The sequence below is a fragment of the Ensifer adhaerens genome, from assembly GCF_002940685.1.
Classification (GTDB): domain Bacteria; phylum Pseudomonadota; class Alphaproteobacteria; order Rhizobiales; family Rhizobiaceae; genus Ensifer; species Ensifer adhaerens_E.
This window is the reverse complement of sequence record NZ_PNFP01000002.1, coordinates 69,138-82,651: the sequence shown is the minus strand read 5'-3', so window position 1 is coordinate 82,651 and position 13,514 is coordinate 69,138. Positions and strand designations below refer to the sequence as shown.

The following is a 13,514-nucleotide window of genomic DNA, read 5'->3' as shown; positions in this document are numbered from 1 at the left end:
ACAGAACGATCATGAGCTTTATCACCAAAGCAGCCTGTGTCGGCGGTGGCGTCATCGGTGGTGCCTGGGTGGCGCGCTTTGCGCTTGCCGGCATCGACGTGAAGATCTTCGACCCGCATCCGGAAGCCGAACGCATCATCGGCGAAGTCATGGCCAATGCCGAGCGCGCCTATGCGATGCTGACCATGGCGCCGCTGCCGCCGAAGGGAAAACTGGCCTTCTGCAAGAGCATCGAGGAAGCCGTCGAAGGCGCTGACTGGATTCAGGAAAGCGTGCCGGAGCGGCTGGAGCTGAAGCGCGGCGTCATCACCAAGATCGATGCGGCCGCACGGCCCGACGCACTGATCGGCTCCTCCACCTCGGGCCTTCTGCCCTCCGATCTCCAGTCCGAGATGCACCACCCCGAGCGCATGTTCGTGGCGCATCCCTATAACCCCGTCTACCTGCTGCCGCTCGTCGAACTGGTCGGCGGCAAGAAGACGACGAAAGCGACGATCGAGCGCGCCATGTTGGGCGTCGAGCAGATCGGCATGAAGGGCGTCGTCATCGCCAAGGAAATTGAGGCCTTCGTCGGCGACCGCCTGCTCGAGGCGCTCTGGCGTGAGGCTCTGTGGCTGATCCAGGACGACATCTGCGATACCGAAACGCTCGACAACGTCATGCGCTACTCCTTCGGCATGCGCTGGGCGCAGATGGGCCTGTTCGAGACCTACCGCATCGCCGGCGGCGAAGCGGGTATGCGCCACTTCCTCGCCCAGTTCGGCCCGTGCCTGAAATGGCCCTGGACGAAGTTCACCGACGTCGTCGACCTCGACGATGCGCTGGTCGAAAAGATCGGCGCTCAGTCGGACGCGCAGGCCGCCGGCCGCTCCATCCGCGAGCTCGAACGCATCCGCGACGAAAACCTTGTCGGCATCATGCATGCGTTGAAATCCGGCAATGGCGGCGAAGGCTGGGGTGCCGGCAAGCTGCTTGCCGATTTCGAAGCCAAGCTGTGGGCCAACGCGAAGAAGCCGGAAGCGAACCTCGGCGACGTCAAGCCGCTGCGCATTCTCGACACCAAGGTCAGCGCCGCCTGGGTCGACTACAACGGCCACATGACCGAGCACCGCTATCTCCAGGTCTTCGGCGACACCTCCGACGGCGTGCTGCGCCTGATCGGCGTCGACCTCGAATATGTCCGCGACGGCCACAGCTACTACACGGTCGAGACCCATATCCGGAACCTCGGCGAGGCCAAGCTCGGCGAGGCGCTCTATTCGACCTGCCAGATCCTGTCGTCGGACGAAAAGCGCCTGCATATCTTCTCGACGATCTACAATGCCGCGACCAACGAGGCCGTCGCCACCGCCGAGCAGATGATGCTGCATGTCGACAGCAAGGCCGGCAAGGCGGTCGCGGCACCCGAGACGGTGCTGGGCAAGCTCCGCGCAATTACCGAAGCCCATGCGCAGCTGCCGACGCCTGAAGGCGCCGGGCGCTTCGTCGGCCAGAAGCGCGCCTGACCGTAACGGCGGCAGGCCAGCAACAACAGGCAGCTTCGCCTTCCGGCGGAGCCGCAACCCGCAGCCGAAGGACGCTTGAGGAGGCGGCCATCGTTTGCGGCACCGACGTCAGCGGCGCGAAAACGAGGGGAACAACACAATGAATTTCGCACTGACCGAAGAACAGCAGATGATCGTCGATACGGTCAGGAGCTTCGTCGAAACCGAAATCTATCCGCATGAAGACGAGGTCGAGCGCACCGGCGTGGTGCCGCGCGAGCTCGGCCAGGAAATCGCCCGGAAATGCAAGGAGATCGGTTTCTTCGGCTGCAATTTCCCGGAGGAAGTGGGCGGCGCCGGCCTCGACCACACCTCTTTCACCCTGGTCGAGCGTGAACTCGGCCGCGGCTCCATGGGCCTCACCGTCTTCTTCGGCCGCCCCTCGGGCATCCTGATGGGCTGCAATGCCGAGCAGCGCGAGAAATATCTGATCCCGGCCGTCAAGGGCGAGAAGTTCGACGCCCTTGCGATGACCGAGCCGGATGCCGGCTCCGACGTGCGCGGTATGAAGTGCTTTGCCCGCAAGGATGGCGACGACTGGATAGTCAACGGCACCAAGCATTTCATCAGCCATGCCGACATTGCCGATTTCGTCATCGTCTTCATCGCCACCGGCGAGGAAGACACGCCGCGCGGACCGAAGAAGAAGATCACCTGTTTCCTTGTCGACCGCGGCACGCCCGGCTTCGAGATCCGCAAGGGCTACAACTCGGTCTCCCACCGCGGCTACAACAACTGCATCCTGACCTTCGACGATTGCCGCCTGCCCTCTTCCCAGATCCTCGGTGAAGTGCACAAGGGCTTCGACGTCGCCAACGACTGGCTCTACGCCACCCGCCTGACGGTGGCTGCGACCTCTGTCGGCCGCGCGCGCCGCGCCTTCGACTATGCGCTGAACTATGCTGCCGATCGCAAGCAGTTCGGCAAGCCGATCGGCGCCAACCAGGGCGTCTCCTTCAAGCTCGCCGACATGATCACCGACATCGACGCCGCCGATCTCCTGACGCTGTCGGCTGCCTGGCGGCTCGACAACGGCCTGCCCTCCAACCGCGAGATCGCGTCGGCCAAGGTCTTCGCCACCGAGATGCTCGCCCGCGTCACCGACGAGGCGATCCAGATCTTCGGCGGCATGGGTCTGATGGACGACCTGCCGCTCGCCCGCTTCTGGCGCGACGCCCGCGTCGAGCGCATCTGGGACGGGACGTCGGAAATCCAGCGCCACATCATCAGCCGCGACCTGCTGCGGCCGCTGGGAGCGTGATGAGGATGAAGGTCAGCGTTCCTCAGTTCACCCCCCTCTGCCCTGCCGGGCATCTCCCCCACAAGGGGGGAGAGAGGCCAGAGGCGGCAAACCTCTCTTCCCTCATTCCTGTGCTTGTCACAGGAATCCAGCAGCGGCACGTCCGTGCCGCGCATGACCAAGGCACGCAGCGCACGCGTTTCGAGATGAAAAGTGTTCCTACCGGCTTGCAGACGCAAGCCGGCTGGATTCCTGTGACAAGCACAGGAATGAGGGCGCTGGCGGCAAGCGCTATGGCGGAGTGCAAGGCAGCATGACCTCCACTCCCCGCTCCCTCGACCGCCTGATCCGCCCGCGCTCGATCGCCGTCTTCGGCGGCAAGGAAGCCCGGCGGGTCATCGAACAATGCGACAAGATGGGTTTTACCGGCGAAATCTGGCCGGTGCACCCGCGCGAGGCCGAGATCCTCGGCCGCAAATGCTACCGCTCGGTTGCCGAACTGCCCGGCGCCCCCGACGCCTCCTTCGTCGGCGTCAACCGGCAGCTGACGATCGACATCATTCGCGATCTGGCTAGCCGCGGCTCAGGCGGCGCCGTCTGTTATGCCTCGGGCTTTCGCGAGGCCGCAAGCGAGCTGGACGACGGCAACGACATGCAGGAGGCGCTGGTCGCCGCTGCCGGCGACATGCCGATCGTCGGGCCCAATTGCTACGGCTTCATCAACATGCTCGATGGCGCTCTGCTCTGGCCAGACCAGCACGGCATGCTCCGCGTGGAAAAAGGCGTCGCGATCCTGACGCAGTCGTCCAACATCGCCTGCAACATTTCCATGCAGACGCGCGGCCTGCCGCTTGCCTATGTCATGACCGCCGGCAACCAGGCGCAGACGGGCCTGTCCGACATCGCCTGCGCAGTGCTTGAAGACCCGCGCGTCACCGCCGTCGGACTGCATATCGAAGGCTTCGACAGCGTGGCAGCCTTAGAGCGGTTGGCAACGCGGGCGCGTGAGCTCGGCAAGCCGGTGGTGACGCTGAAGGTCGGCAAGTCGGAAGCGGCCCAGCTTGCGACGGTGTCGCATACCGCCTCGCTTGCCGGCAACGACCGCGTCTCCTCTGCCCTGCTTGCCCGTCTCGGCATCGGTCGCGTCGACACGCTGCCGGCACTTCTCGAATCCCTGAAGCTGTTGCATGTGACAGGCCCGCTCGACAGCCGCGACATCTCCTCGATGAGCTGTTCCGGCGGCGAGGCCTCGCTGATGGCGGACGCCGGTGAGCGCTACCGGGTCACCTACCGCCCCTTGCACGACGAGCAGAAGAAACCACTGAAAGACGCGCTCGGCGAGATGGTGACGATCGCCAACCCGCTCGACTACCACACCTTCGTCTGGGGCAACCGCGAGAAGCAGACGACCGCGTTTGCCGCCATGATGACGGGCGGTTATGCAATCAATCTGCTCGTGCTCGATTTCCCGCGGCTCGACCGCTGCGACCCGGCCGATTGGGAAACCACCTGCCATGCGGTGATCGACGCGGCGAGAGCCACCGGCGCCCGCGCCGGCATCGTCGCAAGCCTCGGCGAGAACATGCCGGAGGCAACCGCCCTCTTCCTGATGAAGGCCGGCATCGTGCCCTTTTTCGGCATCGAGGAGGCGCTGGCGGCCATCGAGACGGCCGCCGACATCGGGGCGGCCTGGGCAAAGCCAGCCCCGCCACGACTGCTCGATGGCAGCGGTGTCCACGCCTGGGAAACAATCACACTCAGCGAACACGAGGCCAAGGTAGAACTTGCCACCGCGGGCCTACAGGTGCCCGCGGGCAAGACCGCGGCAACCGCCGAAGAGGCGGCAGCGGCTGCCGAAGCACTCGGCTTCCCGGTGGTGCTGAAGGGCCTCGGCGTCGCCCACAAGACCGAAGCGGGCGCCGTGAAGCTCAACCTTTCAAGCCGCGACGAGGTTCATGCGGCGGCAAAGGCGATGGCCGGAGTCGCCTCCGGTTACCTCGTCGAAAAGATGGTCGCAAAACCGGTCGCGGAACTCATCATCGGCGCGATGCGCGACCCCGTGGCAGGCCCGGTGCTGACGATCGGCGCCGGCGGTATCCTCGTGGAACTGCTCGACGATTCCGCCATCCTGACGCTGCCGACGACGCCGGAAGCGATCAAGGAAGCGATCGGTGGGCTGAAGATCCGCAAGCTCATCGACGGCTATCGCGGCGGTCCGGCCGGCGATTTCGCTGCATTGACCGACGCTGTCGCCGCAGCGGCATCCTATGTCGTTGCAAACGCTTCGAATCTCGAAGAACTCGATATCAATCCTTTGATGGTGTTGCCGCAGGGCCAGGGAGCCGTTGCCGCAGACGCCCTCATTCGCCGGAGGAACTGACCCTCATGACCGGACCGATCCTCACACGCCGCGAAGGCGCCATCCTCGAAGTCACGATCGACCGGCCGAAGGCGAACGCCATCGACTTGAAGACCAGCCGGGTCATGGGCGAGATTTTTCGCGACTTCCGCGACGACGACAGCTTGCGCGTCGCGATCATCACCGGCGCCGGCGAAAAATTCTTCTGTCCGGGATGGGACCTGAAGGCTGCCGCCGACGGCGACGCGGTCGATGGCGACTATGGCGTCGGCGGGTTCGGCGGCATGCAGGAGCTGCGCGATCTCAACAAGCCAATCATCGCGGCTGTCAACGGCATCTGCTGCGGCGGCGGCCTCGAGATCGCGCTTTCGACCGACCTGATCCTGGCGGCCGAACATGCAACCTTCGCTCTGCCCGAGATTCGCTCGGGCACGGTTGCCGACGCCGCCTCGATCAAGCTGCCGAAGCGCATCCCCTATCACATCGCCATGGACATGCTTTTGACCGGTCGCTGGCTCGATGTGCAGGAGGCGCATCGCTGGGGCTTCGTCAACGAGATCCTGCCGGCAAACAAACTGATGGAGCGCGCCTGGGAACTCGCCCGCCTGCTCGAAAGCGGCCCGCCGCTCGTCTATGCCGCGATCAAGGAAGTGGTGCGCGCCGCCGAAGGCGAGGCTTTCCAGACGACGATGAACAAGATCACCCAAAGGCAGTTCAAGACCGTCGACATTCTCTATTCGAGCGAAGACCAGTTGGAAGGCGCACGCGCCTTTGCGGAGAAACGCGACCCCGTGTGGAAGGGCCGCTAGAGCGGGAAAGGTGTGCGCGGCTTTCCGCCCGCATCCCGCTCCCGATCGATACCGCCGACCCTTGGCGGCGCAGGCAACAGAGCCGGACGACCGGCACCGGAACGTGACGAGACGCGCGGGAAAAACCGCGCGCCATCAAACGCGCATCCATAAGCCAAGCTTATGGAAATAAATTGTAATTTAGGGCGTTACAACAAGAGTTCCAGCGATTACGCTTATCGATCTGAACGAAGGGCGCTCGGTCCGAAGGAGGGAGAAACAAGACCCGGAACAACCAGAAACGGCCGCTTTGGGCCGGTCCGAAGCCATCGATACAATCTCTACCAACCACAACGAACGGCGAATGCCGACGAGAAAAGGGAACAGGGGAATGAGCGATTACAAGGATTACCTCACACGACAGGTCATGCTCGGCAAGATGAACCGGCGCGAGTTTTTGGGCCGCGCGGCTGCCGCCGGTATCCTCGCTTCGACGGCGGGCACGCTGTTTGCCACCAGCGCTGCAGCGCAGGAGCCGAAGCGCGGCGGCCATCTGAAGCTCGGTCTCGAAGGGGCGGCTGCAACCGACTCGAAGGATCCGGCCAAGGCACTCTCGCAGTTCATGTTCGTCGTCGGCCGCAACTGGGGCGACATGCTGGTCGAAAGCCATCCGACCACAGGCGCACCGGTGCCGGCCCTTGCCGAATCCTGGGAGCCGTCCGCCGACGCCTCGACCTGGACCTTCACTATCCGCAAGGGCGTGAAGTTCCATGACGGCAAGGAGCTGACGCTCGACGACGTCATCAAGACCCTGCAGCGCCACACCGACGAGAAGTCGGAATCCGGCGCGCTCGGCGTGATGAAGTCGATCAAGGAGATCAAGGCCGACGGCGACAAGCTGGTGCTCGTGCTGACGGAAGGCAATGCCGACCTGCCGCTGCTGCTGACCGACTATCACCTCATCATCCAGCCGGGCGGCGGCATCGACGCGCCCGACGCGATGATCGGCACCGGCCCCTTCAAGGTGACGAGCTTCGAGGCCGGCGTTCGCGCCACCTTCGAGAAGAATGCCGACGACTGGCGCACCGACCGCGGTTACGTCGACTCGGTCGAACTGATCGCCATGAACGATGCGACCGCCCGTATCGCGGCCCTTTCTTCCGGCCAGGTGCACTACATCAACCGCGTCGATCCGAAGACGGTAAACCTTCTGAAGAAGGCGCCGACGGTCGAGATCCTGAACACGTCGGGCCGCGGCCACTACGTGTTCATCATGCACTGCAACACCGCCCCCTTCGACAATAACGACCTGCGCATGGCGCTGAAATATTCGATGGACCGGGAAACCATGGTCCAGCGCATCCTCGGCGGCTACGGCAAGGTCGGCAACGACTTCCCGATCAACGACACCTATGCCCTCTTCCCCGAAGGCATCGAGCAGCGCGCCTACGATCCCGACAAGGCGGCCTTCCATTACAAGAAGTCCGGCCATAGCGGCCCGGTGCTGCTGCGCACCTCCGACGTCGCCTTCCCGGGGGCGGTCGATGCGGCCGTGCTCTATCAGGAAAGCGCCAAGAAGGCCGGCATCGAGATCGAGGTCAAGCGCGAGCCGGGCGACGGCTACTGGACCAATGTCTGGAACGTGCAGCCCTTCTCCACCTCCTACTGGGGCGGCCGCCCGACCCAGGACCAGATGTATTCCACCGCCTATCTCTCGACCGCCGACTGGAACGACACCCGCTTCCTGCGCAAGGACTTCGACAAGATCCTGCTCGAGGCCCGCGCCGAACTCGACGAGGCCAAGCGCAAGGACATGTACCGCACCATGGCCATGATGGTGCGGGACGAAGGCGGCCTGATCCTGCCGATGTTCAACGACTTCGTGAACGCCTCCACCAAGCAGGTGAAGGGCTACGTGCACGATATCGGCAACGACATGTCGAACGGCTATGTCGCAACCCGGGTATGGCTGGACGCATGATGATGGAAAGCGGACCGCTCACTGGTCCGGTTCCGACGGACGGGAGCGCGGATGGAACCCATCCGCGCCCTGCCGAACTTTCCGGAGTACCAGCAAAACCCAACCCGGCAGCCGCCAACCCCTCGAACGGCCAGATCGGCGGCACCTTCTGGCGCCGCTTCACCTTCCGTCGCCCGCTCGTGGCGCTGATCCTGCAGCGCCTCGGCTTGAGCGTCGGCCTTCTCTTTGCCGTTTCGCTGATGATATCAGGCGGCATCGAGGCGCTGCCGGGCGATTTCGCCACCACCTATCTCGGCCAGTCGGCAACGCCGCAGGCGGTGGAAAACATCCGCAAGGATCTCGGCCTCGACAAGCCCTGGAGCGAACGTTACCTCTCCTGGCTCGGCGGCGCCGTAAAGGGCGATTTCGGAACGTCCTGGGCCAGCAAGAACTCCGTCGGCGAACAGATCTCCAAGCGCCTCGGCAATTCGCTGTTCCTCGCCTTCTTCGCAGCGCTCGTCTCCGTGCCGCTCGCCGTCGGCCTCGGCATGCTGGCGGTGCAGTTCCGCAACAGGCTACCCGACAAGATCATCAACGTCGTCTCGCTCGCGGCGATCTCGCTGCCGGAGTTCTTCGTCGGCTACCTGCTGATCATGTTCTTCGCCGTCCAATACGGCATCGCGACCTTCCCCGCGACCGTCTATGACAGCATGAGCTTCACCGAACGGCTCTCGGCGATCGCCCTTCCGGTCGCGACCCTCGTTCTCGTCGTTCTCGCCCACATGATGCGCATGACCCGCGCGGCCATCCTCAACGTCATGTCGTCGGCCTATGTCGAGACGGCGGAGTTGAAGGGCCTCAGCATGTTCCGCATCATCGCGCGCCATGCGGCTCCCAACGCCGTGGCGCCGGTCATCAACGTCATTGCGCTCAACCTTGCCTATCTCGTCGTCGGCGTCGTCGTCGTCGAGGTGGTCTTCGTCTATCCGGGCATGGGCCAGTACATGGTGGATGCGGTGACCGTGCGCGACATGCCGGTCGTTCAGGCCTGCGGCCTGATCTTTGCCGCCTTCTACATCTTCCTGAACATGGCGGCCGACATTCTCGCGATCATCGCCAACCCGAGACTGAGGCACCCGCGATGAACCTGAGATCCATCCCCTTTAGCGCCTGGATCGGCATCGCCGGCATTGCGATCGCGATCTTCTGCGCGCTCTTCGCACCCATGATCGCCCCCTTCGGCGAACGCGACGTCGTCGGCGACGTCTGGCTTCCGGCCGGCGGCGACTTCCTGCTCGGCACAGACAATCTCGGCCGCGACCTGCTCTCGCGTCTGATCTATGGCGCCCGCACCACCATCTTCGTGGCGCTGGCGGCAACCGTGCTCTCCTTCTCGCTCGGCATGCTCCTGAGCTTCACGGCCGCCGTCGTCGGCGGCTTCACCGATCAGCTCTTCTCTCGCTTCAATGACCTGATGATGGCGATCCCGACGCTGATCTTCGCCCTCGTCGTGCTTGCCGTGCTGCCGCAGCATCTGTGGATCCTGATCCTCGTGATGGCGGTGCTCGACAGTACCCGCGTCTTCCGCATCGGCCGGGCCGTCGCGCTCGATGTCGCGGTCATGGAGTTCGTCGAAGCCGCAAGGCTGCGCGGCGAAGGTTCGCTCTGGATCATCTTCCGCGAGATCCTGCCGAACACGCTGTCGCCGCTGCTCGCCGAATTCGGCCTGCGCTTCGCCTTCTCGATCCTGTTCCTCTCCACCCTCTCCTTCCTCGGTCTCGGCATCCAGCCGCCGGCAGCGGACTGGGGCGGCATGGTCAAGGACAACAAGGACGGCATCATCTTCGGCATTTCGGCAGCACTCATCCCGGGTGCCGCGATCGCCACGCTGGCGATCTGCGTCAACCTCGTGGTCGACTGGCTGATGAAGAGAACCTCGAGCCTCAAGGGAGGACGCGGCGATGCCTGAGATGCTTTCCGTCAAGAACCTCAAGATCGAAGCGACCAGCTATCCGCCGGGCGAACCGCCCAAGGTCGTGACCCTCGTCGAAGGCGTGTCGTTCGACGTTCAAAAGGGCAAGGTGCTCGGCCTCATCGGCGAGTCCGGCGCTGGCAAGTCGACCATCGGCCTTTCGGCGCTCGCCTACGGCCGCGGCGGCGTGCGCATCACCGGCGGTCAGGTCCTGCTCGACGGCAAGGACATCCTGACGCTCGACAGGAGCGGCATCCGCTCGATCCGCGGCGCCCGCGTCTGCTACGTCGCGCAATCGGCAGCGGCCGCCTTCAACCCGGCGCACCGGCTCGGCGACCAGGTGATCGAGGCGTCGCTGCGCCACGGCATCATGAGCCGCGAGGAGGCAAGGAAGCGGGCGCTCTATCTTTTCCGGGTGCTGGGCCTGCCCAATCCGGAAACCTTCGGCGACCGCTATCCGCACCAGGTCTCCGGCGGGCAACTGCAACGCGCGATGACCGCCATGGCGCTCTGCCCCAACCCGGAACTGATCGTCTTCGACGAGCCGACGACGGCGCTCGACGTGACGACCCAGATCGACGTGCTCGCCGCAATCAAGCATGCGATCGAAGAGACGCATACGGCAGCCCTCTACATCACCCACGATCTCGCCGTCGTCGCCCAGATCTCCGACGACATCATGGTGCTGCGCCACGGCAAGACGGTGGAATACGGCACCACGCAGCAGATCATCGAAGAGCCGCGCGAGGATTACACCCGCGCGCTCGTCAGCGTCCGCCAGACAAAACGCGAGGAGGCCGCCGACCAGACCGGGACGCAGCTGAAGATCGAGCATGTCAGCGCCGGCTATGCCAATGGCTTCAAGGTGCTGCACGACGTCTCGATGCATCTGCCGAAGGGTCAGACGCTGGCGATCGTCGGCGAAAGTGGTTCAGGCAAGTCCACCCTTGCCCGTGTCATCACCGGCCTTCTGCCGCCGACCGAGGGCCGCATCACCTTTGAGGGCAAGGAACTGCCGCGGGCCTTGAAGGGTCGCAGCAACGACGAGCTGCGCCGCATCCAGATGATCTACCAGATGGCCGATACCGCGATGAACCCGCGCCAGACGGTGCGCGACATCGTCGGCCGACCGCTCTCCTTCTACTTCGGCCTGCACGGCCAGAAGAAGACCGAGCGGGTGAACGAGCTCCTGGACCAGATCGAAATGGGCGGCCGTTTCCTTGATCGTTACCCGGCGGAACTTTCGGGCGGCCAGAAGCAGCGGGTGGCGATCGCAAGGGCGCTCGCCGCCAAGCCGGAGCTGATCCTCTGCGACGAGCCGACGTCAGCACTCGACCCGCTAGTGGCCGAAGGCATCCTGAATCTGCTTTTGAAGCTTCAGGAGGAAACCGCTGTTTCCTATGTCTTTATCACCCACGACATCGCCATCGTGCGGGCGATTGCCGACAGCGTCGCGGTCATGCATCGCGGCCGCCTCGTGCGCTTCGGGCCGAAGTCGAAGGTGCTGTCGCCGCCCTTCGACGACTACACCGACCTGTTGTTGAAGTCGGTTCCGGAGATGGAGATCGGCTGGCTGGAGCGGGTGCTGAAGACGCGGCGCATGGAAAGCGCCGGCAACTGAAAAACGGGACGGCGGCACGATCGCGTGCCGCCGTCTCATGCCTTCGTCAGGCAAGCTCAGCGTTGCCAGAAGGCCTTGCTCGTCTCTGCGCGAACCTCAGCCCTCGTCATCCCGATATCCTTCAGCCGCTCCGGATATTGATCGGCCATGAGCTGAAGTTGCTCACGGACGCGAACGCGGTCCTCCCAGATGACAAGGATCCGGAAAGGATCGTGACGGCCAAGGCTGTCGGCGAGATATTTGGCCGGCTGGCTGAGATCCAGCCGGACGGCGTGATAGAAATCGGACATTCCCGAAAGCAGGCTGCTCATCGCCGTTCCCACCTCTTCTTGCCCCTCAGGGCGTTGAAACACTGTCGGAACTCTAGGCGCGTCGCACGCGTCCCACATCGCGCAGCTGCTGTGTTTTCCTCTCCTGCATTTGTAGTATTTTGCCTGCAGCACCGCGCGCGCCGTTGGACGCGCAAGGGGCACTGTGGCACCTTGCAGTATGCCGCCATTGAAAACGGCCCGGTCAGATGGCAGGAAGCAGCCATGAACCGTATTTCGACACCACAGGTCGCCACCGAAGCCTTGTCAGACCGCGAGCGCTCCGTGGCCGAGCGTTTTGCCGCCGGCCTGACCTATCGCGAAATCGGCGAAGCGCTGTTTATCGCGCCGTCGACGGTGCGCACGCATCTGGCAACGATCTACGGCAAGCTCGGCGTTCGCAACAAGATCGAGCTTGCCGCCTCGGTCGCACAGATGGTGGCCGGCAGGACGGCAACCGAGGCGGTCGCGCCATTGCGCGACGCCGAGCCCGCTTCGCCGACGCTCGCCGTCTTTCCCATCGAGAGCCTCAATCCGGAGGAGCGCTGGCACCGCTTTGCCGACGGCCTGTCATCCGACATCTGCGTCGATCTCGCGCGCTTCGCCGATCTGCCCGTGATCGCCTTCCATACGATGAAGCTGCTCGGCAACCGGCCGGAAAGCTTCGAAGACCACGTCCAGGCGGTCGGCGCCACCTATGCCATCACCGGCCAGCTGCGCGCCGACGACCGGCGGGTCCGCCTGACGATCCAGCTTTCCGATACGCGCACCGGCATGACACTCTGGAGCGAGCGCTATGAGCGCACGATGGAGGACGTGCTGACGCTGCAGGACAGCCTCACTGAGAGCGTCATCAACGTGCTCGCCGGCTGCTTCGGCACGCTCGCCGCCATCGGCCGCAAGGCGAGCCGGCAAAAGCCGCCGGGCAGCCTGCAAGCCTATGACTACTTCCTGCTGGGTGTCGAACAGCACAATCGCTTCAGCCCGGACGGCAACGCCGCCGCCATGCAATTGCTGACGCGCTCGATCGAGCTAGATCCCGGGCGGGCGCGCGCCTGGACCGAACTCGCCTATGCCCATTCCATCCAGGCGGCCAACGGCTTTGCCGACGACCTCGAAAGCGCAAGAAAGAACTGGCGCAGCGCCGCCGAGGAGGCGCTGCGACTCGATCCGACGGATCCGGCCGGCCATACCTGTATCGGCGATTTCAAAGCCTGCATCGGTGATCTCGCGGGTGCCGCCGAAGCCCACGCTCGGGCGCTCGAATATGGCAGGAACAACGCCGATACGCTGGCGCTGCTCGCGGGAGCCAAGGCCCTGATCGTCGGCGATCCCGCCGATGGGATTCCCTTCATCGAGCGCGCGCTTTCGCTCAACCCGCTCGGCCCGCCCTGGTACCATGGCATGTTCGCGCGCGTCCTCTTCGTCGTCGGGCGCTATCGTGAGTGCCTGTCCGCGCTTGAAAAGAGTTCGCAGGAATCGCCCAATACGCTGATGTTCCAAGCGATGGCCCATGCTCTGAACGGCGAGGCCAAAGAGGCTGCAGAGGTCGCGGGGCGGCTGCGGGCCGAGTTTCCGTCCTTCACCGTGGAGCGTTTCATCGAGGGCTATCCGGTCACCAATCCACCGGCGCGCGCCGCAATTCGGGACGGCGCGCGGCTGGCAAGGCTTGACCAGGAGCCTGGTTTCCCCGACCCCGCTTCAACGACATGAAGCCCTAGC

The 13,514-nt window shown here is 64.3% G+C and carries 10 protein-coding genes; 9 read left to right on the top strand and 1 reads right to left on the bottom strand.

Features of this window, described 5'->3' with window-relative positions:
- Positions 1–11 precede the first annotated feature (11 nt).
- From C1A35_RS03585 to C1A35_RS03545, 8 genes are all read left to right on the top strand, one after another.
- Positions 12–1,505, top strand: a complete 1,494-nt coding sequence (locus C1A35_RS03585; RefSeq protein ID WP_104662993.1) for a carnitine 3-dehydrogenase — start codon at positions 12–14, stop codon at positions 1,503–1,505.
- A 139-nt stretch (positions 1,506–1,644) separates the two neighbouring features.
- Entirely contained in the window at positions 1,645–2,805 is a 1,161-nt protein-coding gene (locus tag C1A35_RS03580; RefSeq protein WP_104662992.1) for an acyl-CoA dehydrogenase family protein, read from the top strand.
- 292 nt (positions 2,806–3,097) lie between these two features.
- A complete protein-coding gene (locus C1A35_RS03570) occupies positions 3,098–5,164 on the top strand; it encodes an acetate--CoA ligase family protein (protein WP_104662990.1) in 2,067 nt (688 codons plus the stop codon).
- A gap of 5 nt (positions 5,165–5,169) precedes the next feature.
- Positions 5,170–5,952: a carnitinyl-CoA dehydratase gene (locus C1A35_RS03565; protein WP_104662989.1), complete on the top strand. Its 783-nt coding sequence runs from the start codon at positions 5,170–5,172 to the stop codon at positions 5,950–5,952.
- A 370-nt stretch (positions 5,953–6,322) separates the two neighbouring features.
- Positions 6,323–7,912, top strand: a complete 1,590-nt coding sequence (locus tag C1A35_RS03560) for an ABC transporter substrate-binding protein (RefSeq protein WP_104662988.1) — start codon at positions 6,323–6,325, stop codon at positions 7,910–7,912.
- Entirely contained in the window at positions 7,897–9,036 is a 1,140-nt protein-coding gene (locus tag C1A35_RS03555; RefSeq protein WP_199772851.1) for an ABC transporter permease, read from the top strand. Before C1A35_RS03560 ends, C1A35_RS03555 begins: the two co-directional genes overlap by 16 nt.
- Positions 9,033–9,860, top strand: a complete 828-nt coding sequence (locus C1A35_RS03550) for an ABC transporter permease (protein ID WP_104662987.1) — start codon at positions 9,033–9,035, stop codon at positions 9,858–9,860. Before C1A35_RS03555 ends, C1A35_RS03550 begins: the two co-directional genes overlap by 4 nt.
- The gene (locus tag C1A35_RS03545) at positions 9,853–11,484 is read left to right on the top strand and encodes an ABC transporter ATP-binding protein (protein WP_104662986.1); all 1,632 of its coding nucleotides are present in this window, start codon (positions 9,853–9,855) and stop codon (positions 11,482–11,484) included. The genes C1A35_RS03550 and C1A35_RS03545 overlap by 8 nt, the downstream gene beginning before the upstream one ends.
- A gap of 56 nt (positions 11,485–11,540) precedes the next feature.
- Here C1A35_RS03545 and C1A35_RS03540 read toward each other — a convergent pair whose 3' ends face one another.
- Complete coding sequence (locus C1A35_RS03540) at positions 11,541–11,795, bottom strand: DUF1127 domain-containing protein (RefSeq protein ID WP_104662985.1); 255 nt, start codon at positions 11,793–11,795, stop codon at positions 11,541–11,543.
- A 222-nt stretch (positions 11,796–12,017) separates the two neighbouring features.
- Here C1A35_RS03540 and C1A35_RS03535 point away from each other — a divergent pair, with 222 nt between their 5' ends.
- Positions 12,018–13,505 (top strand): LuxR C-terminal-related transcriptional regulator, encoded by a 1,488-nt coding sequence (locus C1A35_RS03535; protein ID WP_104662984.1) that lies wholly within the window; start codon positions 12,018–12,020, stop codon positions 13,503–13,505.
- Positions 13,506–13,514: the final 9 nt, after the last annotated feature.

Bases quoted from the DNA above. Each gene is read 5' to 3' on its own strand.
- C1A35_RS03585 (WP_104662993.1), top strand. From the start codon at position 12: ATGAGCTTTATCACCAAAGCAGCCTGTGTCGGCGGTGGCGTCATCGGT.
- C1A35_RS03580 (WP_104662992.1), top strand. From the start codon at position 1,645: ATGAATTTCGCACTGACCGAAGAACAGCAGATGATCGTCGATACGGTC.
- C1A35_RS03570 (WP_104662990.1), top strand. From the start codon at position 3,098: ATGACCTCCACTCCCCGCTCCCTCGACCGCCTGATCCGCCCGCGCTCG.
- C1A35_RS03565 (WP_104662989.1), top strand. From the start codon at position 5,170: ATGACCGGACCGATCCTCACACGCCGCGAAGGCGCCATCCTCGAAGTC.
- C1A35_RS03560 (WP_104662988.1), top strand. From the start codon at position 6,323: ATGAGCGATTACAAGGATTACCTCACACGACAGGTCATGCTCGGCAAG.
- C1A35_RS03555 (WP_199772851.1), top strand. From the start codon at position 7,897: ATGGCTGGACGCATGATGATGGAAAGCGGACCGCTCACTGGTCCGGTT.
- C1A35_RS03550 (WP_104662987.1), top strand. From the start codon at position 9,033: ATGAACCTGAGATCCATCCCCTTTAGCGCCTGGATCGGCATCGCCGGC.
- C1A35_RS03545 (WP_104662986.1), top strand. From the start codon at position 9,853: ATGCCTGAGATGCTTTCCGTCAAGAACCTCAAGATCGAAGCGACCAGC.
- C1A35_RS03540 (WP_104662985.1), bottom strand. From the start codon at position 11,795: ATGAGCAGCCTGCTTTCGGGAATGTCCGATTTCTATCACGCCGTCCGG.
- C1A35_RS03535 (WP_104662984.1), top strand. From the start codon at position 12,018: ATGAACCGTATTTCGACACCACAGGTCGCCACCGAAGCCTTGTCAGAC.